Origin of the sequence: Algoriphagus sp., from assembly GCF_039969895.1 — a bacterium.
Taxonomy (GTDB): Bacteria; Bacteroidota; Bacteroidia; order Cytophagales; family Cyclobacteriaceae; genus Algoriphagus.
In genome coordinates, this window is sequence record NZ_JBDVMZ010000012.1 from 350522 (window position 1) to 376152 (window position 25631).

The following is a 25631-nucleotide window of genomic DNA, read 5'->3' on the forward strand; positions in this document are numbered from 1 at the left end:
AATTTAGCTGAAAGTTAACCCACCCATCACTATGAAGAAAACTCTTTTGTCTCTGCTCTTGACCTTTTTTGCGCTTTGCTCCTACGCACAGGTTGATCTAAGCTATTATTTGCCATCCGGCTATACGTACGATGAAGCTATCCCAACACCCAAGGAAATTTTGGGCTATGAAGTGGGAGAATGGCATGTGAGCCACGACCAGCTCGTGATGTACATGAAAGCCGTGGCCGAAGCTTCCGACCGAGTGACGTTCGAAGAAACGGGAAGAACTTATGAGAAAAGACCACAGGTAATGCTGACAATTTCCTCTCCTGCTAATCTGGCGAAAATAGGCCAGATCAAAGCTGACCGTAAGAAACTTCGTGATGCTGGAGCATCGGTGGATATTGCAAAAATGCCCATCGTGATGTTCATGGGATATTCTGTCCATGGCAATGAGCCGAGTGGAGCTAATGCATCTCTTCTGGCAGCCTACCATTTTGCGGCAGCAAAGGAAATAGCTGGAGACCTAGACAACATGGTGTTGCTACTTGACCCAGCGATTAACCCAGATGGACTCAATCGCTTCGCCTCTTGGGTGAATACGCACAAGTCATATAATATGAATGGCGATCCGAATAACGCGGAGTTTAATGAGGCTTGGCCACGAGGCAGAACGAACCATTATTGGTTTGATTTGAACCGTGATTGGCTGCCAGTTCAGCATCCAGAGTCCAGAAATAGAGTGCGTGTGTTCCAAGAATGGTTACCAAATATCCACTTGGATTTCCATGAGATGGGTACGAATAGCAGCTTTTTCTTCCAGCCAGGTGTACCAGCCAGAAATCACCCGCTTACCCCGCTGAAGAATTATGAATTGACCAAGAAAATAGGAACCTATCATGCGAAAGCATTGGATCAAATAGGATCTATGTATTACAGCGAGGAGGATTTTGATGATTATTACTATGGAAAAGGCTCCACCTATCCAGATGTGCAGGGTTCTATAGGGATTTTGTTTGAACAGGCGAGTTCCAGAGGACATCTTCAGGAAAGTGTAAATGGTATGTTGAGTTTTCCTTTTACCATTAGAAATCAATTTACAGCTAATCTTTCCTCTTTTCAGGCGGCAAAGGACATGCGTCAAGAACTGAATCAGTTCATGAAGGATTTCTACAAAGACATCCAAAAAGAAGTTGATTCTGATGTGAATAAAGCCTACATCTTTGGTAGTAAAGAGGACGATGCAAGAAGCTACCATTTGGCAGATTTGATCTTGCAGCATGATATCAAAGTATTCAGTCTGAATGATGACATCACTGTGAATGGCAAGGAGTTTCAAAAGGAAAATTCTTACATCGTCCCAGCTGATCAGCCGCAGTATCGACTGATCAAGGCGATGTTTGAAACGCGGAATACGTTCAAGGATAGTTTATTCTACGACATTTCGGCATGGACTTATCCAATGGCTTTCAACCTAGACTACATGGCCTTGAATAGTCAGATTTTGAATCTGGCAAGCGTAAATGAAATTACAAAAAGCTCAGTCGATTTAGCGCCAGGGAAGGTGATCGGAACTGCCGGCGCATATCAGTATGCGATGGAATGGACGGATTATTATGCTCCAAAAGCAGCCTATAAGTTGATGGAGGCAGATTTCCAGGTGAGGGTAGCTACTAATGAGTTTTCAACTGCCGATGGCAAAGTATATGGTAGAGGCACATTGCTAATCGGTAAAGGCGAAAGTGGACTGGATGATCAGGCTTTTTTCAATAAACTAGTCGAAATAGCAAAGGAATCCACGGTGGATATTTATGGGTTGACGAGTGGTTATACTGGTGGGGTGAATTTAGGTTCTCCGAATATGATGCACCTCGAAAAACCTGAAATAGCTTTGCTGGTAGAAGGTGGGGTGGATAGTTACGAGGCGGGAGAGATCTGGCATCTACTAGATCAGCGCTACGAAATGCCTATCACTTTGCTCCCGATGGACAGAATTGGTGGAAGTACACTGGATAGATATAATGTGATTTTGATGCCAGATGGCAGGTATAGCAGCCTTGGGAAATCAGGTGCCGCTACCCTCAAATCCTGGATATCGGGTGGAGGTACGCTACTTGCCAAAGGTGGAGCTCTCCAATTCCTGGCGCAGAACGAAGTGGCAAATATCAAGTTTAGAAGTGGTGCTAAACCAGATTCTGCTTTGCAGAAAAGCTATGCAGACTACGAAAACGAAAGTGGTGCGAGAGTGACTGGAGGGGCTATTTTCAAAGCTAAGCTTGATCTAACCCACCCTATTGGCTATGGTTACACCGATTCTGAAATCCACACTTTCCGAAATGATAACTTGTTCATGGAGCCGTCGGAGAATCCATATGCCAACCCACTGGTGTACACCGAAAACCCATTGGCTTCTGGCTATTTCCACCCTTCAAATCGTGCAGGAATTCAAAATGGCTCGGTGATTCAAATAGCTGGCGTAGGAAGAGGTCGCGTAGTAGCTTTCGCAGATAATATGAACTTCCGGGCCTTCTGGTTCGGGACAAATAAGCTGTATATGAATGCAATTTTCTTTGGTCAGGTGATCTCAGGTGGTACAGCGAGATAATAGTATAGATTTTCAATCCCGGGCTTCAGCTCGGGATTTTCTATTTTCAGGATATTTAACTGTTTGAACAATTTTGCGTAAGCAAGCCTACCTAACTCTAACTGCTAGTCTATGAATAATTACTCCAGATTTTTACTTGTTTCAGCTTTCTCAATTTTCAGCACTGCTGTGGTAGCTCAGGAAATGAGTTTTGAGGAATACAATCCTCCTTCTACCCTGAAAGTACCCGAGCATCCGGTGAAAAGAGCCAAGTTTCCTTTCGTGGATATTCACTCACATCAAGGCGGAGTAAATGAGCAGAAAATCGATCAGCTGATCTCAGAGATGGATGAGATCAACATGGGCGTGATGGTAAACCTCAGCGGCCGTGGCTTTGGTCGCGGAGATAGCAATACGCAGCAGGATTACATTAAGAGTATGCTAAAGGAGTTCAATACCCATGCACCGGGGAGATTTATGGTGTTTACTAATTTAAATTTTGCCGGCTTTGGTGATGAAAATTGGAGTAGAATCGCGGTGAAGGAGCTCGAGGAAGATGTGGCAGCTGGAGCTAGCGGATTGAAAATCTACAAGAGCCTTGGCCTCAATGTAACTGACGTGAATGGTAAAAGAGTACCGGTCAATCATCCAGATTTGGACCCAGTCTGGGCCAAAGCTGGCGAACTTGGCATTCCAGTTATTATTCACTCTGCCGATCCTGCCCAGTTTTGGGACCCGATGGATGCCAATAACGAGCGTTGGCTAGAACTTAAGACGCATCCCAACCGTCAGCGGGGAGCGGACAATCCGGCACCTTTTGAACAGATTATGGCTGAGCAGCACGATGTTTTTGCGAAGCATCCCAAGACTACCTTCATCAATGCACACATGGGTTGGATGGCAAATGACTTGGATGCGGCTAGTGCTCACTTAGAAAAATATCCCAATGTGAACTTCGGTATCGGAGCCGTGATTGCGGAGTTTGGCCGTCAGCCCAGACGTGCCAGGGAGTTTTTTGAGAAGTACCAGGATCGTGTTCTTTTTGGCAAGGATGCTTATAACAAGGAGGAGTTTTATACTTACTTCCGAGTGCTGGAGACTGAGGATGAGTATTTCCCTTATTACAAAAAGTACCATGCGTTTTGGGCCATGTATGGTTTGGGCCTTTCTGATGAGGTGTTGAAAAAGCTGTATTACAAAAATGCATTGCGGATTGTGCCCGGAATGGATAAGACGTTGTTTCCGGATTGATGGCCTTCCTATTTTAACCACAATGGACACAGAGGTTTCACAGAGGGCACAGAGATTTTACTCAATCGATTAAATCTTAATTTGCCCTGAAAAACCCGATTTTCAATAGGGCGAAAAATCTTTCGGCTCTACATTTTTTCAAACCCTATGTAAAGCGGCTTTACATATCTCCATCTATATGTAAAGAAAATCGAATAATCTTTACATACACCTTCTCTTATGTAAAGAAAACCCTTGCTTTCTTTACATAAGAACCTACCTTTGTAAAGAAAATTCAATAATCTTTACATATGACTTGGGTACTGACTCCTTTGCCTTACGAAGATGACTTGGAATCCAAGTCCGTCCTCAAGCAGCTTCCTGCTGCTCATGCAGCCTTGGCAGAGCTGAAAGGCTTGATTTATTCCATTCCCAATCACGAGATTTTGCTGAATACCTTGGCGATCCAAGAAGCCAAGGACAGTTCTGCCGTGGAGAATATCATCACCACGCATGATGAGCTATTCAAGTCTGACTTGGAATTTGAGTCCATGACTCCCGCGATCAAAGAAGTTCAGAATTATGTGGCGGCGATGAAGCGTGGATTCGAGTTGGTGGAGAAGAAAGGATTGCTGACCAATCAGATCATTCTAGAGATTCAGGAGACGCTTGAGGGAAATAATGCAGGATTCCGAAAGCTTCCCGGCACTGCGCTGAAAAATGCACAAACTGGCGAGACTGTCTATCTTCCTCCACAAGATCCCAATGAGATTCTTGAGTTGATGTCCAATCTGGAGCAATTTATCAATCGCCCCGAAATGAGCGATTTTGATCCGCTGGTGAAGATGGCTATCATTCACTTTCAGTTTGAAAGTATCCACCCATTCTATGATGGCAATGGACGGACAGGAAGGATTATTAATATTTTGTATCTGATTTTGGGTGGTTTGCAGAAGCTTCCAATTCTATATCTCAGTAGTCATATCATTCGAAACAAAGCGGATTATTACAGCTTGCTTCAAGGAGTCCGAGAAAATGGGGAATGGGAAAATTGGCTATCTTATATGATCACAGGAGTAGAAAATACCGCTCGGGAAACCATCATTTTGATAGAAAATCTGAAAGTGTTGATGGCTGAAATGAAGATTCAGCTTCGGGACAATTACAAGTTTTATTCTCAGGAGCTGCTGAATAATTTGTTCAAGCATCCTTATACCAAGATTGAGTTTATCGTGCGAGATATGGGCGTATCAAGAATCACTGCTGCGAACTACCTCAATAAACTCGCTGAAGATGGTGTTCTTCGAAAGGAAAAATTGGGTACGGGAAATTACTATGTTAACGAAAAATTATACGCGCTGCTTACTATAAGAACTTAGATCCTATGAGCAAAGAAATCCTGCAAAAGAAACCCAGAATCAAAGCGACGCTGAAGTATCTCGTCGTCTTGGTTCTGGTTTTGCTGGTGACGATTTTTCAAGATTACTTGAGCTCTAAGCGCAACGATTATTCATTTTATGCCTCAGAGTCTTTTCTATTCAATTTGTTTTGGATTTTGATTCTGCCGGTTACATTCCTGTTGAATAGGATTTTTAGTACTGTTTCTACCTTTTCCAAGATTCGAGAATTGTGGATAAAAAGGTTGTTGTTTATAATTCTGGCGTCCATACTTCACATAATCCTCTTTGCAGGTTTAGTGCATGTAGTTTCAGCTCTTTTCTATTCCCATACCTTCACACTCCTGAGGAATTTGGGCTACACACTTTCTGAGGATTTATATAAGTACTTGTTGATCTATTCGGTGATTGGCTTGATGCTGATCAGAAAAGTGGTGCCCGCCAAAGTAAATTCAACTGAATCGTCTCCTATAGACCAAGTAATTGTGGGTACATCAAGGAAGAAAACTGCCATCAAAACTTCAGATATTTTCTTCATCGCAGCAGAGTCTCCCTACATCGCTATTCATACGCTGGACAAAAAGCAGCTTCATTCGGCTACCTTAAAATCTATTTTGGATCAGCTAGATCCAGAGAAATTTGTCAGAATCCATAAGTCCAGCATCGTAAATCTCAGCAAAGTCGTCTCTTATAAATCCCGTCTGAATGGCGATTACGATATTCAGCTTTCCAATCAAGAGGAACTCCGACTGAGTAGAAATTATGCGGATAACTTCAAGCAACGATTTTCAGCTTTGAAAACGTCTTGACCCATTTTTTCAACGCCTTAGCGTAGTTGATTTTTCGCCCAAAGAATTTTTGTCCACCTTTTCGCAAAAAAAATATCATGGACAAAACACTTCTATTTCTGCTTCTTTTAAGTGGTTTCTCTTGTCAAGCACAAACCAAACTTTCGGATAAAATCGTCGGTGGCCCTTGCGAAGGCTGTGAAGCCATCTTCGAGTATGGTGATGAGAAACTCCTTGCAATTGATACGCTTCCGCTCTTTTTGGACAACGAGCCGAAGCTGAAAATCACTGGGATTGTATTTCATAAGGATGGGAAAACTCCCGCCTCTGATGTGATCCTTTACCTATACCATACCGACCGAACTGGTAGATATCCTAAAGCCGGAGATGAAAAAGGATGGGCGAAAAGGCATGGATCTATACGAGGTTGGGTGAAGACGGATAGGGAGGGGAATTATACTTTTTACACCTTTCGACCAAGCGCATATCCAACGGGTGAAGAACCAGAGCATATTCACCTCACGGTAAAAGAACCCGGAAAAACTGCCTATTATATGGATGATTATGTCTTTGCGGATGATCCCATTCTGACTTTGGAGAAAAGAGCCAAGCTGCCCAATCGTGGAGGCTCTGGGATTGTAAAGCCAAAGCTGGAAAATGGTGTTTGGTTGATCGAACGAGATTTAATTTTGGGCTTGAATATCCCCGATTATGAATAAGCTCTGCATCATTGGCTTAATATTCCTCTTCTGTTGTGGGGAAAGGAAATATTCGACAGAGGGGAATTCAAAGGTTTTAATACGTCCTACTGCAAATTTTCCAGACCAAAGAGTGGACACGCTACCCATTGATTTGACTAGATCTTCGATCAAGTGGAAGGGAACAAAAATGAGGGGATTGGGAAGTCATGAGGGAGAGATAGCTATCCAAAAAGGGTATCTTCTCCTCCAAAACCAGATCCTAACAGGAGGCGAAATTAGCGTGGATATGAGAAGCATCACCGTTACAGATATTCCCGCCTCTGACCCTATTCCTATCAGAAATCTCACTAATCACCTCAAAAACTCAGATTTTTTTGATGTGAATAAACACCCAGTTTCTTTTCTAAATTTTCTCTCAGTCGAAGAATTACAAAACAACAAGTTGCTGGTCGATGCCTCGCTCACGATCAAAGGAATAGCTAATCCTGTATCCTTTGAAGTAGAAAAGTTGGGTAAACACCATTTCCAAACAAGGTTACAGATTGATCGCTTTAATTGGGATATTGCTTATAGTGGGAGTTGGGTGGATCGCACCTTGGTCGATCGTGAAATAGACCTAAGCGTGGAATTAGTAGGTAAATGAGAGAATGTTTTCTTTTATTGAGGAAGAAATAATCTCAGTCTCTTTGCAACAATTTATCTACAAAAATCATAACGACGGCACTAAAGGGCCACGATTACTGGGTCAGATCATGCTTGGTGCAGGGCTAGTAGTGATACTTGTGCGACTCTTGTTTGATATGGATACTGATCCCATGAAAGTCGCCTTGGTTGGTGGTGGCGCCATTTTGATTGGGCTAATTATGAGTACCATTAAGTCGAGAATTCTCATTGATTTTGCAGGGAAAAAATACAAAGAATACCAAACTATTCTATGGTATAATATGGGGGATTGGATGGATTTGCCATTAGTCCACAAGGCAGAGATAGTCCAGCATAGTTTTCGTAAAACCTTCGTTCCAAATGGAATTACGCCGACAATGTCCGCTCAAGTGACCATTTACAAAGTTGTACTTCTTGCTGATGGAAGGAAATTTTTGGTGCTTGATTATGCCAAAGAGAAAAAAGCCGCTCTGGCTTTAGAGGAATTAAAGGAGGGCTTGGGGATTTGAAAAAAAGGGCGAAGAATCCTTCGCCCCTAAGTGCTTATAAATCCTTAAAACCTCAAGCTCAATCCCAGCATAAAGTTGGTTCCGGCCATCGGGTAATAGTAGTTTTCTGTCACCAATTCTCTTTCATTTTCTCCAGGCACAAAATAGCTAAAGGTATAGCCATTGGGCTCATACATCTCATTGAAGATGTTATTTACAAGCAGATTGAACTCCACACTTTTGAAAAATCGTGGCTGTACAGAATAGCTGATTCTTATGTCATTGGTGAAGAATGCATCGAGCGAGCGTGCATCCGAACTGCTATTGTCCAAGTACTGCTTGCTTACATATTTTCCCAGCCAATTCAGCGAGAGATTTTTCACAGGCTTGTACTCGATCATCGCAGATGCCACTGCATTCGGAGAGAGCGCAATATCCGTATCAGTATAAGTAAAGGCTACTTGGGAGAACTCTGGAGTAGTGTAGTCATCCACATATTCGGTGAACTCTTTGATTTTATTCTGGCTGAGAGCCAAATTGGCTCCCAAGGTCCAGGATTTGGATAGCTGATAAGCCGCGTCCAGCTCTATTCCTGCCCTATAGGAATCAGCTACGTTTTCACGGATACTTGCACCTACGTTGTTGATTTGTCCGGTTGGGATCAGCTGATCTTTGTAATCCATCAGATACAAGTTTGCACTGTAGGTGAAGCCACCACTTCTGGCTCTTACCCCTGCCTCAATATTATTCAATCGTTCCGGTTTAGGTAGTTGAGTGATTTCATTGTCAGTGAAATCAGCCCTTTTCGGTTCTCTATTGGCCACAGCATAGCTCGCATACCATGTTCTTCCGGAGTTTTCATAACTGATTCCCACTTTTGGATTGAAGAAGGTATAATTTTCCTTGCTATCCAGGACTCTCCCGTCTTCATTAATTCCAGAGAATGAGTAATCTATGGATCGCAACTGAAGATCTCCATATAGGCTTAGTCCTGTTGTCAGTTCTCGTGTTGCTTTTAGATATACATTTCGATCGTCTTTTACAGCAGTATTGTCGTAATAGTGATCTCGGATTTCTGTGTCACCGGCTATTCTCGCCCAGATGATTTCTCCGAAGTGATCTCCATCGTAGCGATTGGCGCCCCCACCAAATACCACATCCCAACGCCCGTCATTAGAGACATAATTTACAGAAGCTACACCGCCAAAGAAGTCATTGTCCAACCAAAGCCTTCGGATAATATCTGTATTGGTGATGGTCGAATCACCTATAGTCACGTCTGGCAATCTATACTCCGCAAAGGAATCGTCTTCCCGATATTGCTCATAATACCCACGGCCATAGGTATAATGGAGCGCGCCATTTAGCTTCCAATTGTTGCCGAGTTGTCCAGCATAGATCAGTTGGTAATGATCCTGCTGGTAGTTATCGGTTTCATTGTCGTAGGTGTAATAATTGAACGTTCTGTCATCTTCCAGTTTGGATTCAGGAAGTCCATACCAGCTTTGGTAGGTTTGTTCTTTTCCGGAAAACACATTCAATTTCAGCACGTGATTCTCTCCAAAGTATCCTGCTGACACAAAGTAAGAGCTCAGGTCAGAGAAAGCTCGATCCACATAGCCATCCGAGGTGATTTTGGAAAGGCGGGCATCCACGGCAAATCGGTTGTTTAGAAGTCCTGAACCGACTTTCACGGTATGCTTGAAGGAATTGAATGAACCTACAGAATTGTCAATTTGTGCATAGGCTTCGTCATTTCTAGTGTCCGTTTGGAAGTTCAGGCTTGCGCCAAAAGTAGCTGCACCATTGGTGGAAGTACCTACTCCACGCTGAATCTGTAGGTTATCCACAGAAGAAGCGAAGTCAGGCATATTCACCCAGAATACCCCATGAGATTCGGCATCGTTCATTGGGATGCCATTTACTGTGACATTGATTCTACTTTGGTCCGAACCTCTGATCCGCATCCCGGTATAGCCGATCCCTGCTCCTGCGTCCGAGAACGTGACTACGGAGGGAGTGAAATTCAGCAAAATCGGAATATCCTGACCAAGATTTCGTTTGGCTAGCTCTTCCTTGCTGATTTCTTGGAAAGTAGTTGGTGTACTTTGGGAAGCGCGAGTAGCCGACACGATAAACTCCTCCGTCATCAGGTCTTTGGGCTGAAGTTTGATACTGAGCTGGCCTGAATACGGCAAGGTGAGTGATTGCTTGACCGTGCCATAGCCTAGGTAAGAAACACGAAGCTCGATTACTCCTGCTTGTAGTTTGTTGATTGTGAAAAGGCCATTTTCGTCTGTGACTCCTCCTTTTCCCTGGTTTTCTGCCCAGACAGAAGCACCTACTAATGCTTCGCCAGATCCAGCATCCAACACTTTTCCGCTTAGGCTTTGCTGAGCCCAGCTTGAGATGGCGATTAGGCATAAAGCCAAGCCAAGAATTGATTTTTTCATGTGATAAATTCCCTTTCGGGAGATTGAGTGAAACATGAGAAAGCTCTAGGGAAGCCCCCCGTTAGTGTTTACCCTGAAGCAATGAAGAAATCAAAAGACAGAAGGGTACCGCTTCTGCATGCTGATCTGTTTTATTGCTACGCTTGTTCATTTCCCTTCGCCGGCATTATCCGGATCAGGTCGTATGGGTATGATCTCAGCCCGTTTTGTTAAGGCACCCCCTATGATCTATGAGCAAAGGTAATGGGGAAAAGTTGCTGCACAAATAGCGTATTGGAAATTATGCCTTTGCGATATTTATTTAAAACATTTTCTCTGTGGTATTCTCCGAGATCTCTGTCTCTCTGAGTTGAAAAAAAGTATTCTTAACACGGAAGCACAGAGCACGCGGAGGTTTCACAGAGGTTTTTTCTTTTTCCCACACAAAGTAGCTCTTCAAATAATAGTCTAATTTCAATACCGTATGTTGGTTTTCAGTTTAACCCCTTATCCATGTCTCAAATCTTTTTCCTAAATTTCTAATCAAACCTACTAACCTATGAAAATCTACAAATTGCCATCAGGAACACTTTTACAGTTTGAAAATCAAGCTTTTTTTGGCCCCGAATTAAATTGGGATGATTTACTGGCGAAAGAAAATCTGAAAGATTACCTCAATTCCGAATCCAAATCTTGGGAAGCTATTACCTCTGAAAAAGCAGATGATTTACTTTCAAAGGGAATCTTAGCTCCAATGGGAAATCAGGAAATTTGGGCTGCTGGAGTGACTTATTACCGCAGTCGAACGGCCAGAATGGAGGAGTCGCAGGATGCTGGAGGGGCAGATTTTTACGATAAAGTCTATCATGCCGATCGTCCGGAGTTATTTTTCAAAGCGACGGCCAGTCGAGTTTCAGCTCCTGGCTCGGCCGTAAATATCCGAAAAGATTCCACTTGGGATGTGCCAGAACCAGAGTTGACCTTGGTGATTTCCCCTTCTGGAAAAATCCAAGGATACACTTGCGGAAATGATATGAGCAGTCGAAGCATCGAAGGTGAAAACCCCCTCTATTTGCCGCAGGCCAAGGTGTATGCAGGTAGTGCAGCGATAGGACCCTGTCTGCTGATTACTGATGAAGCCATAGAAGTAACTGCTACTATCAACTTAGAAATCTATAGAGATGACGCGTTAGCTTTTGCTGGTGAATGTCCATTGACGCAGTTGAAACGTAAGCCAAAGGAATTGGCCGACTGGCTTTTTCGAGGGAATACCTTTCCGATTGGGTGTTTTCTGATGACGGGCACAGGGATCGTCCCAGATGACTTTACGTTAGAAGTTGGTGACAAAGTAAGAATTGGAATTGATGAGGTGGGAGTGCTGGAGAATTTCATTGAGAAGATCTAGTGTTTTAATTTCAAACCGATTTTCATCCAAATTACCTGAGCATCAGTTCCTCTTTTTTTGAGCAAACTGATGCTTTTCTTATTTTTAAAAATGACCCATTTCTTCCAGCACCAGCTTCGCTTACCGGCTTTTCCATCTGGCTATCATTTGATCACCGACAAAATCGAAGCCGCCATTCCTGAAATTGCCCAAATTCAGACGGGTTTTTTACAGGTTTTCATCCAGCACACTTCTGCAGCCTTGACCATCAATGAAAATGCGGATCCTACAGTCAGAAAAGACTTTCGAACCTTCGTAAATGAGTTAATTCCAGAGTCTTATCCACGGTTTATCCACACTGATGAAGGTCCAGATGATATGCCTGCGCACATTAAAGCCAGTTTTTTTGACAGTAGTCTTCAAATTCCCATTTCTGGTGGAAAACTCAACCTAGGAATTTGGCAGGGAATTTATCTATGCGAATTTCGGAGAAATGGTGGCAGCAGATGCTTGATTCTCACGGCATTTGGAGAGGTACAATGAAGCTAATTTTTTCCGAATATTGAATCCATTTCTCGCACTATTTTCCCTTCTCTATAAGAGTTCCAGATCTTTTCTATTTCCCCATTCGGATTGACCAAAATATAGGAGGGAAGGATCTTGATCTGATATAATCGGGACACATACCCTTCGGCATCCCATAAGTCAGTCCAGATAATCTGTTCCTTGTGCTTTTTGGAAAAATTCATCCAAATGTCTTTGGTTTTGTCATCCCAAATGGAAATCACTTCTACTTCAGAACCGTACTTTTCATAAGCTTCCTTGATTTCAGGAAGTGCCATAAAACAAGGCCCACAGCCAGAGTTAGAAAAATCCAGCAGTCTGTATTTCCCATCAAAATCCGATAGGGAAACCAATTTTCCCTTACGGCTTTCCAGCTCAAAATCAGGAGCCTGCATTCCTATTTTTAGCTTTTCAGCATCTTTGGTGAGCAAGTTGGTTTTTGTTTTGGTGTAAGGCACAATAGCCTGTAGAGACTCTGGAACTTGTGCCAGCAGTTCAGCCAACTCTTCATCTGAATAATAAGAAACAGATGATGAAAGAAATTCTAGGCCCACTGCTGTCGAAATATTATCAGCGATTAATTCCTTCCTTTTTTCCACTTCGGAATTAGCAAACTTCTCTACTAATTCATTATATGGATGATTTGGAAAGATTTTCAGTGTTGAAAAGTCTTCTATACTACCAGTAACCTGATAGGTATCGTCAAACACCCAAAAAGAGGCGCTTCCAATAATTTTACCATTCGGCTGAGTTTTAATAAATGAAACTTGAGTTGGGATTTCTGAAGAAGTTTTTAATTCAAACTCTAGCTTTTCGTCCATAAAATGTCCTTTATTATCCAGGGAAATTATATTCGTCTCCTTCTTATTTGCCTGACCAGTAAGAGTTGCGGAAACGATCGTTTCTTGAGCAAAAGATATAACAGAGACTAGGATAAAGAGCAGCGTGCTAGATGCGATTTTCATGAAGTTGAGCTAGAAGCAGTTGTCAAACTAATATAGTTTTCATTTTTTAGAATGTCAATTAATGAGACTTATCTAGTAGAGAAAGAACCTTGATTATCAATTCATTTGGGAATTGTCCGGAGCCCTCACTGAATTAGTTTACCACTGGTATAATTTAAGTTCCGCGCTGACTTCTGTACCATATTTTTGTTTGCTATTGCTTCACTATGCGGAACTATATTCCCCTTTTTCTCTTAATCCTATTTCTGTCTAATGAAACCTTAGCTCAGTCTAAGCCAAGATCGAATGCCTTCGCTTTCAAGTTGAAGGATCCGATAGTACTAGATGGAGAGTTAAATGAGGAAATTTGGGCTGATTCGGCAGGATGGAATACGGATTTTATGCAGTATTTCCCATCTGATACTTCGCTGGCAGAGGTACAGACTCGCGTGAAAATTGCCTTTGATGAAGAAAATCTCTACTTGGCGGCAATCATGGAGAATAATGAACCGCGGGAATACGTCTCTACTTCATTGCGCCGGGATTACCGGGGACAGCAAAATGATGGGATCACCTTTACATTTGATACTTTCAATGACTTAACCAATGCTTTTCAATTTGGAGTAAATCCTTACGGTGTGCAGCGCGAAGGTTTAGTAGCCAATGGTGGTACTAGATCAGAAGATCTGAGTTTGGCTTGGGATAATAAGTGGTTTTCTGAAGCTAAAGTATTGGAAGATAGCTGGCAGGTAGAGGTAATCATCCCCCTTTCTACCATCCGATTTAAGGATGGCACGCAAAATTGGAACGTCAACTTCTATAGAATTGATAGCCATGCAGGTGAGCGGAGTAGCTGGTCTCCTATTCCAAGAAATTTTTCAATTCTTTCGACGGCTTTTAACAGAAAGCTGATTTTCGAAGAACCACTAAAGAAGACCTCCGCAAACATTTCCTTGATCCCTTATATCGCAGGCAGAACATCCACAAACTACCTAGAGAATTCCAGCGAAAAATTGACACCGGCGGTAGGTGGTGATGCCAAAATAGGCATAGGTCCAGCCTTGAATTTGGATTTGACGTTCAACCCCGATTTTTCACAAGTGGAAGTGGATCAGCAAGTGACGAATTTGGATCGATTCGAGATTTTTTTCCCGGAGCGCAGGCAATTTTTTCTCGAGAATGCAGATCTCTTTGATAGTTTTGGACAGATGCGATCTCGACCGTTTTTCTCCAGAAGAATAGGAGTGGATATAGATTCGGCCACAGGCCAAAATATCCAAAGTAAAATTATCTATGGAGCCAGATTGAGCGGAAAATTAAATGAAAATTGGCGCATTGGGGTGATGAATATGCAGACTGCTACGGATGAGGAAGCAGGAATTGCAGGAAAAAATTTCTCGGTTTTGGCTATTCAGAAAAAGGTTTTTGCGAGATCAACTATAAGATTGATCTATGTGGATAAGGAGTCGCTTGCCCTCGATGAGTATCAATCACTCTTCAATCCTGAGGATTATAATCGGCTAGTGGGGCTGGATTATAACCTTAATTCTGCCAATGGTAAATGGACGGGAAAGGCGTTCTACCACCGCACATTCGAATCCCGAGAGACTGTCAAACCCTACTCTGCAAATGTTTATATGCTTTTCAGCGATATTCATTGGTCATGGAGTGCGAGCTATCAGGATATTGGCAAGGATTTCAATCCTGAAGTTGGGTTCCTTCCTAGGTCGGATTTTAAGCGTTTTAATCCTGATGTCTCCTATTTATTTTATCCCAGATCCAGCCTCATCAATAGACACGGGCCAAAGGTAGAATTTGAAGGTTATTGGAACGAGGCGATTGGAACAACAGACCGCGATATTAATCTCAGCTACACCGCTCAGTTCAACTCATTTTCGGAGATTACGCTTACCCAGCGGAATAGGTATGTGTATTTATTTAAGGATTTTGATCCGACCCGAACTGGCGGGGATAAACTCCCTGCTGGCAGTGATTACAGTACGAAGACGGTTCAGCTGGAGTATCAAAGCAATCCAAGAAATGTATTCAATGTGACCTTGCTTTCCGAGGTGGGTCAATACTACACTGGAAATATCCAGAGATTAGAGACAGTTACTGCCGTGAGAATTGGCTATAAGGCTAATATTTCGATGAATTTCAATTATGCCAGAATCCGACTCCCAGCCCCTCAAAAAGATGCTGATTTGATCTTGGTAGGACCAAGAATTGATTTGACATTTACTAAAAGTCTGTTTTGGACGACATTTGTACAGTATAATAATCAGATTGATAACCTCAATATCAACACCCGTTTGCAATGGAGATTTGCACCGGTTTCGGACTTTTTCTTAGTCTATACGGACAACTACTTTCCTGAAAGCTTTCAGCCAAAACAGCGTTCGTTAGTATTTAAGGTTAATTATTGGTTGAATCTTTAAAGTAAACAGAGGTTTCAAACTAAGCTGTCTTCTGGCAGTCTTAAAAATTATATCTGAGCTACCTAAAAGAAATTCGTATCACCTAGCTGAATACCCTTTTCAAAAATAGATTCACTTAGAATACAACCAGACTCGTGATAGACGAGTACGGTTCCATGAATAGCCCCGTCTTTGAAAGGTGTTTTTTGGGAGATCCAGCCCTCTGGATGAGGAGGATTGAAATTTTCCAAGTTGCAGTTCAAAGGAAGTCCCATCCAATCGCACACCCAAGTTCTCTTTGAAAAGGTAATCCAATCCCCTTGTTTTTTACCATTTTCGAACCAGCCAAACTCTGTTTTTTGATGACCGTTAAAAAATTCCCACTTTCCTTCTGGCTTTCCAGCTATAACTTTCCCTTTGGCGATAATTTGATGAAATTGATTCCGCCATGAGTGCTCGAATTTTCCATTCTGAAACTCTCCGATCATGCGTTTTTCTCGAGAGGAGGCCTTATTCCAAGTCGAGGATTCATCCCAAATCCGTGAACCTATACAGACAGACGTTTCATATTTTTTTGATTCATAATTGTATTTTGTGAGCACGAGGTATTCCGTATTCCTAAAAAATTTTGGATCACAATAATGTCCATATCCGATGATTACCTCTACAAACCTTTCCTCATACTCCCCTCTTATGAATTCTGCAACCTCAAATTTGGCGACATATTGATAACCTAATCCTGGAAATTTTTCTGTGTGTTGATCAATGACTGTTCCCCTGAAAACCAGATCCGCATCCACAACCTGTTTGATGGTCAAATCATCCGAAGTACTGCAGACGCATTCTGTATTCTTGGCAAAAGCTAAAGTCCAAGAACTAAAAAGTATAAAGAACAGAAAAACTTGTTTCATCGACTAGCTTCTATAGTTGCTTTTGCCCCTGTCATCAAGATTCTACGAAAACCATCTTTAGTATCGCTGCTGACTTCCTTTCCTAAAACTTTCACTTTAGAGAATTCTTCTGGAAGCTCGATAGAAATACCTGCCTTCTTTTGGGTTTGGGTGACTTCTATGATGATTTTAACCGAGTCAGAAGTAATGCTAATGTTGAGCTTGTTGTCATCGATCCAAAGATTCTCAATAGAAGCTTCTTTCCATTCTTTAGGCAAATTTGGGCGAATGTAGGTCACTCGATTTGCTACATCTCCAAAGACCCCAACCATATATAATGTCATTGGCTGAATCATTTCCCAACCAGGTTGGATATGTCTAGGCTTAGTTTCATCAAAAGTAAAAATAGTTCTATCCAGCATTTCTGGAAAACCCTGGCTCAATTCATTTAGCAAAAAATAGAGCTCTTCAGGATTCTCTATTGGAATAGGATTTATATCCCCCTTTTCAAATTGAAATAGTCCCACCTTGAACTTACTCCACTCATAAGCTTCTTGAACTTCTTTCCCGGGAATTGTGATTTTAGATGTGGACTGAAGTGAATCTACCAGCGCAAAATTCTCATCCCAATCCGTTTGGAGATCAGCACGTAGATCTACTAAAGTCTCGATCGCTGTGTACTCTCCCTGATCAGAACCTGCGATGAAAACGGGAACAAACCGCTCTTCGTTTGCTGCTAGTTCCAATGGAATCTCAAATCCAGCACTTGCTCCGTGTTTTATGATTTCTGGGGTGCAATCAGAGTTTTTTGGACTTATGGTATGGTCGGTTGAAGTTCCCCAGATTGCATACCAGTCATTCGCTTGATCCTTTGCGGTGAAGATTCCAGTCAACTCATCAAAGATAATCTGGTCAGGAGCATTGCCTCCAACTGTGCTATCCATCAGCGCACTAGGTTTCAGATCGACACTTGGCTGAAATTGAAATCGAATGTTTTTTGTGGACTTACCCACGTTCTTGATGGAATAAAGTAGGGTGATCCCAAGTTTTTCTTTGCTGATAATTTGGAGCTGACTTACTTCGAGACCTTCATTATCCAGTTGAAAAAGCTGCTTGCTAGCGAAAGGATATTTAGTAAAGGAATCAGGATTGTCCAGACAGATTGATTCAGTTTCAGTTTTAATAGCAGCGCTAAAGCCGCTAAGCAATTGTATGGTTTTCAAGCTAATTCCCTGCTGCTTTCCGCTAATCAAGATATGCTCAGTTCCCAGAGAAAAGCTAGCTGCATCATTGACAAGTAAAGAAGGCAATCTATCTAAACTATCAAAAAGAGATACCTCCTCTGATTGAGGTCCTTGGCAGGAAAGCGAGCTCAAAAGAAGGATTGGAATAGCTAAAAAGGAGTATTTCATAATGGCAGAATTTGCCTACAAAACTACATCGTTTTGCCTACTTCTCTCCAAGTCACCAATTGTACCTTATTCTTTTTCAATAGTTCACTGGCTTTTTCACTGGTAAAGAAATCATAATCCGCCTGTCTCCAAGGGGCATGATAGGTGTCATGGCCAGAAGTCACGGCATTCATTTCTTCATCATCAAATGCCAAATGGATCAGAATTACATTAAATCCAGGTTGCAGATTATTTAATGCGTCGGTATAAAAGGCCTCCATTCCAGCTTCATAATCTTTTGGCTCAGCCATAAATAGCTGATCTACCACTGGGAACTTATCCACCTGAATTCCTTCAAAAAGTGTAGCGTTCGGCTTAACGATCCCTTCAATCATTTGCTGATTGATCATCGCCGGGATGTTGAGTTCTTGGGCAATTTTCAGATAGGAAACCAAATACTCTGGCCTGCCATAAAAAATACAGCCCATATGAGAATCCAGATGTGTTGGTGTGATTCCCATTTGATTGGCAGCTTTGATTTGCGCTCGGATTTCTTTTTCCACTTCGGCAGGACTAGCATTCGCGGCTACTTGTGCGCAGTCGGGATACATGTGGCCTTTTTCATCGGCCAAACCAGGAACAGCGGTTCTTCCCGCTTCAGGTCCCCAGTTGAAATTCAACCATTCATTTGTCAATGTGATATGAATCCCAATATCCGCGTCGGGCATTTCCTTCGCCATTTCCCCAACTTCCGCAGACCAGCCCGTAGGAACCATCATGCTGGTGGAGTTCACCAGGCCTTTTTTCATGGCATCAAAAGTCGCTTTGGTTTGCGAGTGCGACACGCCCACATCATCGCCGTGAATGATGAGCAGCTTGGTGTCTTTCTCATAGCCGAGCTTTTCAGCTAGGTTTTGGGAAAAAGTGAGGGTAGGAAGAAATGCAAGTAGATGTAGAAAGAAGCGTAGGTTTTTCATCTTGGGCGATTGTTTTTCCTAAGATAAATATTCTCAGCTTTTATGTTCTTTTGATTTGATTCGGTAAACCCACTGATAGGTGAAAAAACCAACAAATACTTGAAGAATAGCAAAATAAAGCCAAGTGTCAGGCTCCTTAAGTGGTTCGAAATTAATGGTGTTATTGTAATACAGCTTGGAAATAGTCAGTGCTGCCAAGGTAGCAGGCAGGATCACTACTAGCCAAAACCTGAAGAATGATTGGTAGATAAACGGGATGATTTTTTTTGGAGCGGGACTTTTGGATTGATGCTTTTCCATTGCTTGTGGCTGTTTGCGGGGATTTCGATCAGGCATCTTTTTCATAGTTAGCCGACTTAGGCTTATACTCTTTGTAGTACATCCAAGCTCCGAAGACCAGCTGAAATATCAAGACTTTGATATAGGTAGAAGGCAACATGAAGTATTCAGACCAGTTAGACTCGCCTTTAATTAGTTGAAAAACTAGCGTGAAGATGATGCTGGCCGGTAGGATGATTGCCAGCCAGAAGTTGAAAAAGGAACGATAAACGAAAGGAGTTTTTTGTCGAGTCATAAGTTGGTAGAATTCTTCTTGGTAGTACCTAGATGATGTCTTCTATTAAGTCTGTACTTGGTGTAATAATCGATAAACGTATAAAAGACCAGGTAAAAGCAAAATTTTAGATAGAACTCTCCATCATTTATAAAATCCCATGAGACAGACCTATTGATCAAAAAGTAGGTTCCAAAAGCAAAGAAGATAACGCCCGGCAAAGTAATTTTTAACCAATACTTACTGTAGGGTGTGAGGTGTCTAATAAATCGTTCTTTTCCTTTTTCCGGATCCATCTTCTACACTAGGCTACTATTCAAATTTAAACTTTTTCAAATCAGCGGGCACCTTCTTTTTTCTCTCGGATTCGATCTGATAGAGGTAGTCTCCCAATTCTGCAAAGAAGGGAAAGCCAACAGAATCGTACTCGTAGTTGTCGTTATTGAGCGTTTCGTCATCATTCACATAGATTACAGCCGAAACAAAGAACTCGATTCCTTTTTCAAAATCCACATAATAACTAGCATCAAGTAGGTGTCCGTAGGCTTGTCCTGTTTTATTGAATATGCGGATGTTTGCCGGAAATTCTGACTTGTCATTTCCATCCAAGTAGAATTTGGAATAATTATCCCAGTATTTTTCAGCTGGATAATTTGGAAAATCGCTCTCTGCGGGCAACATACTCATGTATTTCAATAAAAACTTCCGGTGTTCTTCGTTGAGAGCAAAACGCTCCGATTCCATAAAAGACATGGGGAATATCATCCTTTCCACTACGCCGTGAAGATCAGAAAGTGCCAGTTTATTTTTGAAAGTAAAGTCCATTCCTTGAGCTACAACTGAATCTCCCCTATAATAAGCATTACCAATCGTAGGGTTATCCACATTGGAATAGACTACATCGGTGCTTCGTTCTGGTAGTTCTAGAATCACCTTTCCTGCAGAATCTACAAATCGGATGGGATTGACTATTCGATTTTCTTCAGGGCTCGCCGAGAAGCTCAGTCTATGATTGATAATCGAATTCTCCAATCCTTTTTCCTGGAGTTTTTTGTTGATATAATCTTGTCCCAATAACTCATACAGACGGTTATAAGCATCATTGTCAGAAACTAGCAAGATCTTTTTAATGTAATGCGCAATGCTTGCAAGAGAATCCTTTGCAGATAAATCTTCCAAAGCAGAAGTTTGTGATGGCCTTACTGAGTCTATCAGCATGCGAGTGTCAGCTGTCAGCCCTTCGATATTTTGCTCTTCCAGCCACTCCAAAGCAAGAATTGCTACGGGCAGCTTTACTGTGGAAGCAGGATAGAAATAGCGGGAATCATTCAGATTTACAGTGAAATCAGACAGCATCGCCGTTCCATGTTCATTGCGATCGATTTGTGTATAGATAATCTGCACCTGGTACTTATCCACATTTCCCAGTACTTTTTGAAGAACAGGATAGTTGTCCAACCCGTCTTCAAATGGTACTTTTTCTTTTGGTGAGCAGGACAGAATGATGAAAATTAGGCTTAGATATGCGTATATACTCTTCATTGGTTTGCGAGATTATGGATCACCTGAGTGAGATACATGAGGTCTTCCAATTCATGATATGCTGAGATTACGATTCTGTTTACTCTTGGACTTTCGGAGGTCGGATAAGGAAAAGAAGAAGTTAATATTCCTGCTTTTTCAAATTCCTCAACCCAATTATCTTCTGAATACACGAATGCCGGAAAATTTCTACTTCCATGTATTTGCGGAATATTGGCAGTTTCCTGCGCAAATATCCCGCAGGCATCCTCCAGCCATTTCTTTTTCTTCAGGTAGAGCTTTTCCATTTCCAAGAAAGTTTTCAGATGCGCAGGCGAACCGGGAGATGCACCTCCGAAAAGTGGCGTTGCTTTGATTTTAAGTATCTGAGATTCTTCCCCCAAGATTATTCCCGCAGGCAAACTCAATCCTTTTCCGAGTGATCCAGAAACGACCAAGTTGTAACTTGAATCAGCCCATTTTTTATAAGTCCCATAGACGCTATTTCCAAACGCCCCGAAGGCATGACTGTCATCAATCAAGAGACTTACTTCATGTTTTTGAGCTATTTCTTTTACCCAATCATAGCTATGTATCTCGCATGCAAAGGGATCAACGGCGTTGCCAATAAGGAGTATATTCCTTGGAGAAAGGCTTTCAGACTGATTTAAGCAATGCTTTTTCCATTGTGTAAAATTAAATTGGATAGCAGGGTTATAGCCGTCTGGGATAATCGCTGAGTGAGCATCCGGAGCTATCCAGATTTCCTCAGCATTTCTTGTAAGCGCCTTGCATGCAGCAATACCAGCGATGTAGCCCGAACTCAAAACGGCAGCTGCTTCTGCTCCTGATTTGGTAGCAAAATGGTTTTCGAAGTCATCAAAGACCTGAAGTCGAATCGAATTAATCCTACTTTGCCCATGATTTGCTCCCAATCGAAATAGATTTTCTGCTAACTGCTTTAGAAAAGACTGGTCTTGACCAATTCCCAGATACGAAGTTCCACTGAAATAGAGATAGTCTTTTCCTTCGAATGTGATCTTCCGACCAATTCCTGAGTCTAGGTAGTGAGGTTTCAATTCAGCAGCTTATTTGGCGAAAATCTGAGTTTCGTCCTGAAAGGATTTGAATTCCAGTGCATTTCCACAAGGATCGAGAAAGAACATCGTCGCTTGCTCGCCTACCTCCCCTTGAAAGCGGATATAGGGCTCGATTACAAACTCGATTCCATTTGATTTCAATTTATCTGCTAGTTCATGCCATTCGCCCCAAGGTAGTATTGCGCCGAAATGTCGAACGGGTACGTACTTTCCATCCACGGTATTCGTGTGTGCAAGTGCTAATTCCTCGGGCTTGATGTGAGCGGAGAGCTGATGGCCGAAGAAGTTGAAATCTATCCATTTGTCGGTGCTTCTACCGATCTCACATCCAAGAAGATCTCCATAGAAAGCGCGAGTTTCTGCAATATCCCTGATCGGGAAAGCCAGGTGAAAGGGTTTAAATTGGCTCATAATGTTTACTTTCGTTGCGTATTATTCGGTGTGAATTTAGTCGATTATTCTCTAAATAGTATGGATAAAAGGAAATCGGTATCATTGGTTTTGAGCAGCGGCGGCGCGAGAGGATTAGCGCATGTGGGCGTGATCGAGGAGCTGGAAAAGCGGGGATACCACATCGCTGAGATTGCAGGATGCTCTGCCGGAGCGCTTGTCGGTGGGATGTATGCTGCTGGAAAAATGGCTGAATTCAAGGATTGGATTTGCCATTTAGATAGGCTTGATGTATTCTCGCTGATGGATTTTACTTTTTCGAGTCGGGGATTTATCAAGGGAGAAAAAGTCTATACTGCTTTGAAAAAAGTGGTGAAGGACTGTCACATTGAGGATTTTGATATTCCCTTCAGCTGTAATGCAGTGGATTATATTACAGGTAAAGAGGTGATTTTTAGAGAAGGGAGCTTGTATGCAGCCATTCGGGCATCGGGAAGTATTCCCACTGTTTTTCAGCCTGCTCGATATCAGCGGCAGGAGTTGATCGATGGAGGAGTCCTAAATCCCGTTCCGTTGTCACTTTTGCAGCATGCGGAGGAAAATACAATCGTGGTCGTGGGTTTAAATGCTGGTGATTCTGAGTTGGTGATTACTCCAAAAAAGGATTCATCAGGCAAAAGCTATATTTCTATTCCCAAATGGGTCAAAGATTACCGTAGTAAAATGCGTAATTATTTTCCTGAGCAAGTGAAGGAAGAAAAGTCCAATTCGCTCAGTTCTATTAGTCTGATGACCCGCTCATTCGATTTGCTTCAGGATCGTTTTTCGGCTTTATTGATAGAGAAATTCCCCGTGGATATTTCCATTCAGGTAGCTAGGCATCAAGCGGGGACGTTGGAGTTTCATCGAGCGGAAGAGCTGATAGAGATCGGAAGAGCAAAAGCAATCCAAGCCTTAGACAAATGGGAAAATGAACATCTCTGAGCTCAATAAATTACTTGGCAATATTGACATCTACCTGCTGGATCAGATTCTGAAAGGGAGATTTACCAAAGACATGAAAATCCTCGATGCAGGCTGCGGTGAGGGAAGAAATGCGGTTTACTTTATTAATCAGGGCTTTCAACTTTTTGGAGTAGATCAAAACGAACTAGCGATTCAATATTGTCGCTACATGGCTAAAAGTCTGAACAAGGACTATGATGTGCATCGATTTCAGGTAGCTGGATTGGAGGAAATCCCTTTTCATAGAGAGGCATTTGATGCAGTAATCTGTTCTGCGGTGTTGCACTTTGCTGCTGATGAGGCTAATTTTTGGCAAATGATAGATGAAATGCTACGAGTATTAAAGCCTGGGGGCATATTTTGGTTTCGCATGACGACGGCTTTTGGAGGGATTTTGGAAAAAAGCAAAGATCTTGGAGGGGGAAAATATTTTCTTAATGATGGTTCTGAAAGGTTTTTATTCACTCAAGCACATCTAGAAAAACTTCATCAACTTGGATTGATATTCTTAGAAGAACCCAAAACAGTGCTGGTGCTAGAGCAAAGGGAGATGGGGGTTTTTGTGATGAAAAAAGATTTAACTACTGAATGCTGACACAATGGACTTACAGTACGCATTAGAACTAGTCGGAACCCTGGTATTCGCGATTTCTGGAGCTTTGGCCATTCGTGAGTTGGAGCATGATATGTTTGGTGCCGGTTTTACTGGTTTTATCACCGCTATCGGCGGCGGTACGCTGAGAGATATTTTGCTGGATAGCTATCCCTTGGTATGGATCAATGACGTGTATTTTCTCTACACGATTTTGCTTGGTGTCTTGGCTGCCTTTATTTTCCCCAAATTCCTAAGCAGACTTCGGAAAACTTTCTTTCTCTTCGATACCCTCGGGATCGCATTTTTCACCGTTCTGGGGGTGGAGAAAGCCCTTAGTCTTGGGATGAGACCGGAAATTGCCGCCATCATGGGGATGTTTTCGGCAGTGATGGGTGGGGTGATCCGAGATACGCTGACCAATCAAATTCCAATTTTATTCAGAAAGGAAATTTATGCTTCAGCGTGCTTGGCAGGTGCCATTGTGTATTTGATACTCAATTCTTTTGAGGTATCAAGAGATGTCAACTTATTGATTTCTATTGCAGTGATTATTTCGATAAGATTGATCTCTGTGAGGTATAAATTGAGTTTGCCGAGGTTGGACTAGGAGAATTGTCTATGCACTAGTTCAGGAATTTATGTTCAAAATTCCACCGCAAGTGCGAGTTTCTTGGTATTCCCCCGCCACTCTTGGTGTAGTGTCTCACTTACAGTATTTGAAGTCGTAGGGAAAGGAGGTGCTTCGAGGGAAAGCCAATTCATAGGTATTTTTCAGCAATTTTGCTCAAGCTTCACGAGTCAGTTAACTCACCAAAATTTCGGGATGATCACAGGTACTTCTTTTCTGTATCTCAGGTATGCCTCGCCAAATTGAATGACCAAGTTTTTTTCCTCAAAATAGATCCCAATAGGTAAATAAAGCACTAAACACCCTAAATGAATAGCTGCACTGAGTGTTCCGGCAAAAAGAAAATATCCCACAAAAATCAAAACTAAACCAGCATAGAGTGGATGGCGAACTCTGGCATAAAGCCCGGAAATCACTAATTCTTGAGCTCTTTTTGCTACAGGCGTAAATCCAAAAAACTGACTCAAGGAGTAACTTTTGCCAGACTTCATTGCGATGATTGTCCCGAATCCAGCTAGCATGTAGCCCAGATAATCAGTTAAATCTGACTTCGGGATCAAAACAGTTTTGGGAATGAGGAGGGCCTGTATCATTATTCCCATGAATAGAACCAAGGAAATTAGGCTGTAGGCCAGACGATACCATTTGTAGGCCATACCCAATTTTCCCTCCATTATTTTTTTTAACTTGGAAGCAGCCAGAATGGAATGAAGTGCATAAAATACGATCCAGCTGATAGCCAGCAATATATAATTCATTAGTCTAATTTATATTTCAGATTAACTATAGTTTTTATGAAATCGAATCTATCTGAGATCGTCACGCTTGATAAATAAAGATATTCAGCGTAATGTCCTGATAGTTATCCGTATCAGAACTCGACATTTCATTGGGCAATTGAAAGTAAATATAAACCTATAAAATTGATCCTGCCTGTGGCAAACAGGCAAGATTGAAAAGTCAAACAGTAGTATTGCTATCAGTAAGGCGAGATTCTCCCAATGTAA

Annotated in this window: 24 protein-coding genes and 1 riboswitch; of the genes, 13 read left to right on the forward strand and 11 right to left on the reverse strand. The window is 42.1% G+C overall.

What is annotated here, in order from left to right; translation table 11 throughout:
* Positions 1-31: 31 nt before the first annotated feature.
* The 7 genes from ABJH64_RS07715 to ABJH64_RS07745 all read left to right on the forward strand — a co-directional run bounded on the left by ABJH64_RS07715 (position 32) and on the right by ABJH64_RS07745 (position 7854).
* On the forward strand, positions 32-2587 hold the full coding sequence (locus ABJH64_RS07715) for a M14 family zinc carboxypeptidase (protein WP_348277370.1): 2556 nt from the start codon (positions 32-34) through the stop codon (positions 2585-2587).
* 111 nt (positions 2588-2698) lie between these two features.
* Positions 2699-3817 carry an amidohydrolase family protein gene (locus ABJH64_RS07720; protein ID WP_348277371.1) on the forward strand — a complete coding sequence of 373 codons (1119 nt, stop codon included), beginning with the start codon at positions 2699-2701 and terminating at the stop codon, positions 3815-3817.
* A 290-nt stretch (positions 3818-4107) separates the two neighbouring features.
* Entirely contained in the window at positions 4108-5175 is a 1068-nt protein-coding gene (locus ABJH64_RS07725; RefSeq protein WP_348277372.1) for a Fic family protein, read from the forward strand.
* A 5-nt stretch (positions 5176-5180) separates the two neighbouring features.
* Positions 5181-6002, forward strand: a complete 822-nt coding sequence (locus ABJH64_RS07730; RefSeq protein ID WP_348277373.1) for a LytTR family DNA-binding domain-containing protein — start codon at positions 5181-5183, stop codon at positions 6000-6002.
* Between the two features lie 77 nt (positions 6003-6079).
* Positions 6080-6700 (forward strand): intradiol ring-cleavage dioxygenase, encoded by a 621-nt coding sequence (locus ABJH64_RS07735; protein WP_348277374.1) that lies wholly within the window; start codon positions 6080-6082, stop codon positions 6698-6700.
* A gap of 112 nt (positions 6701-6812) precedes the next feature.
* The gene (locus tag ABJH64_RS07740) at positions 6813-7325 is read left to right on the forward strand and encodes a YceI family protein (protein WP_348277375.1); all 513 of its coding nucleotides are present in this window, start codon (positions 6813-6815) and stop codon (positions 7323-7325) included.
* Between the two features lie 43 nt (positions 7326-7368).
* Entirely contained in the window at positions 7369-7854 is a 486-nt protein-coding gene (locus ABJH64_RS07745) for a hypothetical protein (protein ID WP_348299510.1), read from the forward strand.
* Positions 7855-7898: 44 nt separating this feature from the next.
* Here the strand turns inward: ABJH64_RS07745 and ABJH64_RS07750 are convergent, their stop codons facing one another.
* Complete coding sequence (locus ABJH64_RS07750; RefSeq protein WP_348277377.1) at positions 7899-10286, reverse strand: TonB-dependent receptor; 2388 nt, start codon at positions 10284-10286, stop codon at positions 7899-7901.
* Positions 10287-10421: 135 nt separating this feature from the next.
* Positions 10422-10518: riboswitch (TPP riboswitch) on the reverse strand.
* A gap of 306 nt (positions 10519-10824) precedes the next feature.
* On the opposite strand from ABJH64_RS07750, the gene ABJH64_RS07755 reads away from it, so the two are divergent.
* Together ABJH64_RS07755 and ABJH64_RS07760 are read left to right on the forward strand one after the other, a co-directional pair.
* A complete protein-coding gene (locus tag ABJH64_RS07755) occupies positions 10825-11670 on the forward strand; it encodes a fumarylacetoacetate hydrolase family protein (protein ID WP_348277378.1) in 846 nt (281 codons plus the stop codon).
* Between the two features lie 90 nt (positions 11671-11760).
* Positions 11761-12192 carry a secondary thiamine-phosphate synthase enzyme YjbQ gene (locus tag ABJH64_RS07760; RefSeq protein ID WP_348277379.1) on the forward strand — a complete coding sequence of 144 codons (432 nt, stop codon included), beginning with the start codon at positions 11761-11763 and terminating at the stop codon, positions 12190-12192.
* A gap of 2 nt (positions 12193-12194) precedes the next feature.
* Here the strand turns inward: ABJH64_RS07760 and ABJH64_RS07765 are convergent, their stop codons facing one another.
* Positions 12195-13178: a redoxin domain-containing protein gene (locus ABJH64_RS07765; RefSeq protein ID WP_348277380.1), complete on the reverse strand. Its 984-nt coding sequence runs from the start codon at positions 13176-13178 to the stop codon at positions 12195-12197.
* Positions 13179-13384: 206 nt separating this feature from the next.
* Here ABJH64_RS07765 and ABJH64_RS07770 point away from each other — a divergent pair, with 206 nt between their 5' ends.
* Positions 13385-15595, forward strand: coding sequence for a DUF5916 domain-containing protein (locus tag ABJH64_RS07770; RefSeq protein WP_348277381.1), 2211 nt, complete (start codon positions 13385-13387; stop codon positions 15593-15595).
* A gap of 62 nt (positions 15596-15657) precedes the next feature.
* On the opposite strand, the gene ABJH64_RS07775 is transcribed toward ABJH64_RS07770, so the two are convergent.
* The 8 genes from ABJH64_RS07775 to ABJH64_RS07810 form a co-directional block, all read right to left on the reverse strand.
* Positions 15658-16485 carry a hypothetical protein gene (locus ABJH64_RS07775; protein ID WP_348277382.1) on the reverse strand — a complete coding sequence of 276 codons (828 nt, stop codon included), beginning with the start codon at positions 16483-16485 and terminating at the stop codon, positions 15658-15660.
* Positions 16482-17876 carry a hypothetical protein gene (locus ABJH64_RS07780; protein WP_348277383.1) on the reverse strand — a complete coding sequence of 465 codons (1395 nt, stop codon included), beginning with the start codon at positions 17874-17876 and terminating at the stop codon, positions 16482-16484. The genes ABJH64_RS07775 and ABJH64_RS07780 overlap by 4 nt, the downstream gene beginning before the upstream one ends.
* A 23-nt stretch (positions 17877-17899) precedes the next feature.
* Positions 17900-18832 carry a polysaccharide deacetylase family protein gene (locus ABJH64_RS07785; protein WP_348277384.1) on the reverse strand — a complete coding sequence of 311 codons (933 nt, stop codon included), beginning with the start codon at positions 18830-18832 and terminating at the stop codon, positions 17900-17902.
* A gap of 33 nt (positions 18833-18865) precedes the next feature.
* Positions 18866-19177: a hypothetical protein gene (locus tag ABJH64_RS07790; protein ID WP_348277385.1), complete on the reverse strand. Its 312-nt coding sequence runs from the start codon at positions 19175-19177 to the stop codon at positions 18866-18868.
* Entirely contained in the window at positions 19161-19406 is a 246-nt protein-coding gene (locus ABJH64_RS07795; protein ID WP_348277386.1) for a hypothetical protein, read from the reverse strand. The genes ABJH64_RS07790 and ABJH64_RS07795 overlap by 17 nt, the downstream gene beginning before the upstream one ends.
* A gap of 291 nt (positions 19407-19697) precedes the next feature.
* On the reverse strand, positions 19698-20927 hold the full coding sequence (locus ABJH64_RS07800; protein WP_348277387.1) for a serine hydrolase: 1230 nt from the start codon (positions 20925-20927) through the stop codon (positions 19698-19700).
* A complete protein-coding gene (locus ABJH64_RS07805; RefSeq protein WP_348277388.1) occupies positions 20924-21985 on the reverse strand; it encodes an aminotransferase class I/II-fold pyridoxal phosphate-dependent enzyme in 1062 nt (353 codons plus the stop codon). The genes ABJH64_RS07800 and ABJH64_RS07805 overlap by 4 nt, the downstream gene beginning before the upstream one ends.
* 9 nt (positions 21986-21994) lie before the next feature.
* A complete protein-coding gene (locus tag ABJH64_RS07810) occupies positions 21995-22417 on the reverse strand; it encodes a VOC family protein (protein WP_348277389.1) in 423 nt (140 codons plus the stop codon).
* Between the two features lie 60 nt (positions 22418-22477).
* Between ABJH64_RS07810 and ABJH64_RS07815 the strand changes: the two genes are divergently transcribed.
* Genes ABJH64_RS07815 through ABJH64_RS07825 form a run of 3 tightly spaced genes read left to right on the forward strand, consistent with a single transcriptional unit; the run spans position 22478 to position 24603 of the window.
* Positions 22478-23380 carry a patatin-like phospholipase family protein gene (locus ABJH64_RS07815; RefSeq protein ID WP_348277390.1) on the forward strand — a complete coding sequence of 301 codons (903 nt, stop codon included), beginning with the start codon at positions 22478-22480 and terminating at the stop codon, positions 23378-23380.
* Complete coding sequence (locus ABJH64_RS07820; protein ID WP_348277391.1) at positions 23367-23996, forward strand: class I SAM-dependent methyltransferase; 630 nt, start codon at positions 23367-23369, stop codon at positions 23994-23996. Before ABJH64_RS07815 ends, ABJH64_RS07820 begins: the two co-directional genes overlap by 14 nt.
* A gap of 4 nt (positions 23997-24000) precedes the next feature.
* Positions 24001-24603, forward strand: coding sequence for a trimeric intracellular cation channel family protein (locus ABJH64_RS07825; protein WP_348277392.1), 603 nt, complete (start codon positions 24001-24003; stop codon positions 24601-24603).
* A 200-nt stretch (positions 24604-24803) separates the two neighbouring features.
* Here the strand turns inward: ABJH64_RS07825 and ABJH64_RS07830 are convergent, their stop codons facing one another.
* Positions 24804-25382 (reverse strand): isoprenylcysteine carboxylmethyltransferase family protein, encoded by a 579-nt coding sequence (locus ABJH64_RS07830; RefSeq protein ID WP_348277393.1) that lies wholly within the window; start codon positions 25380-25382, stop codon positions 24804-24806.
* Between the last annotated feature and the right edge of the window lie 249 nt (positions 25383-25631).

Bases quoted from the DNA above. Each gene is read 5' to 3' on its own strand.
- ABJH64_RS07715 (WP_348277370.1), top strand. From the start codon at position 32: ATGAAGAAAACTCTTTTGTCTCTGCTCTTGACCTTTTTTGCGCTTTGC.
- ABJH64_RS07720 (WP_348277371.1), top strand. From the start codon at position 2,699: ATGAATAATTACTCCAGATTTTTACTTGTTTCAGCTTTCTCAATTTTC.
- ABJH64_RS07725 (WP_348277372.1), top strand. From the start codon at position 4,108: ATGACTTGGGTACTGACTCCTTTGCCTTACGAAGATGACTTGGAATCC.
- ABJH64_RS07730 (WP_348277373.1), top strand. From the start codon at position 5,181: ATGAGCAAAGAAATCCTGCAAAAGAAACCCAGAATCAAAGCGACGCTG.
- ABJH64_RS07735 (WP_348277374.1), top strand. From the start codon at position 6,080: ATGGACAAAACACTTCTATTTCTGCTTCTTTTAAGTGGTTTCTCTTGT.
- ABJH64_RS07750 (WP_348277377.1), bottom strand. From the start codon at position 10,286: ATGAAAAAATCAATTCTTGGCTTGGCTTTATGCCTAATCGCCATCTCA.
- ABJH64_RS07755 (WP_348277378.1), top strand. From the start codon at position 10,825: ATGAAAATCTACAAATTGCCATCAGGAACACTTTTACAGTTTGAAAAT.
- ABJH64_RS07760 (WP_348277379.1), top strand. From the start codon at position 11,761: ATGACCCATTTCTTCCAGCACCAGCTTCGCTTACCGGCTTTTCCATCT.
- ABJH64_RS07765 (WP_348277380.1), bottom strand. From the start codon at position 13,178: ATGAAAATCGCATCTAGCACGCTGCTCTTTATCCTAGTCTCTGTTATA.
- ABJH64_RS07770 (WP_348277381.1), top strand. From the start codon at position 13,385: ATGCGGAACTATATTCCCCTTTTTCTCTTAATCCTATTTCTGTCTAAT.
- ABJH64_RS07775 (WP_348277382.1), bottom strand. From the start codon at position 16,485: ATGAAACAAGTTTTTCTGTTCTTTATACTTTTTAGTTCTTGGACTTTA.
- ABJH64_RS07780 (WP_348277383.1), bottom strand. From the start codon at position 17,876: ATGAAATACTCCTTTTTAGCTATTCCAATCCTTCTTTTGAGCTCGCTT.
- ABJH64_RS07785 (WP_348277384.1), bottom strand. From the start codon at position 18,832: ATGAAAAACCTACGCTTCTTTCTACATCTACTTGCATTTCTTCCTACC.
- ABJH64_RS07790 (WP_348277385.1), bottom strand. From the start codon at position 19,177: ATGAAAAAGATGCCTGATCGAAATCCCCGCAAACAGCCACAAGCAATG.
- ABJH64_RS07795 (WP_348277386.1), bottom strand. From the start codon at position 19,406: ATGACTCGACAAAAAACTCCTTTCGTTTATCGTTCCTTTTTCAACTTC.
- ABJH64_RS07800 (WP_348277387.1), bottom strand. From the start codon at position 20,927: ATGAAGAGTATATACGCATATCTAAGCCTAATTTTCATCATTCTGTCC.
- ABJH64_RS07810 (WP_348277389.1), bottom strand. From the start codon at position 22,417: ATGAGCCAATTTAAACCCTTTCACCTGGCTTTCCCGATCAGGGATATT.
- ABJH64_RS07815 (WP_348277390.1), top strand. From the start codon at position 22,478: ATGGATAAAAGGAAATCGGTATCATTGGTTTTGAGCAGCGGCGGCGCG.
- ABJH64_RS07820 (WP_348277391.1), top strand. From the start codon at position 23,367: ATGAACATCTCTGAGCTCAATAAATTACTTGGCAATATTGACATCTAC.
- ABJH64_RS07825 (WP_348277392.1), top strand. From the start codon at position 24,001: ATGGACTTACAGTACGCATTAGAACTAGTCGGAACCCTGGTATTCGCG.
- ABJH64_RS07830 (WP_348277393.1), bottom strand. From the start codon at position 25,382: ATGAATTATATATTGCTGGCTATCAGCTGGATCGTATTTTATGCACTT.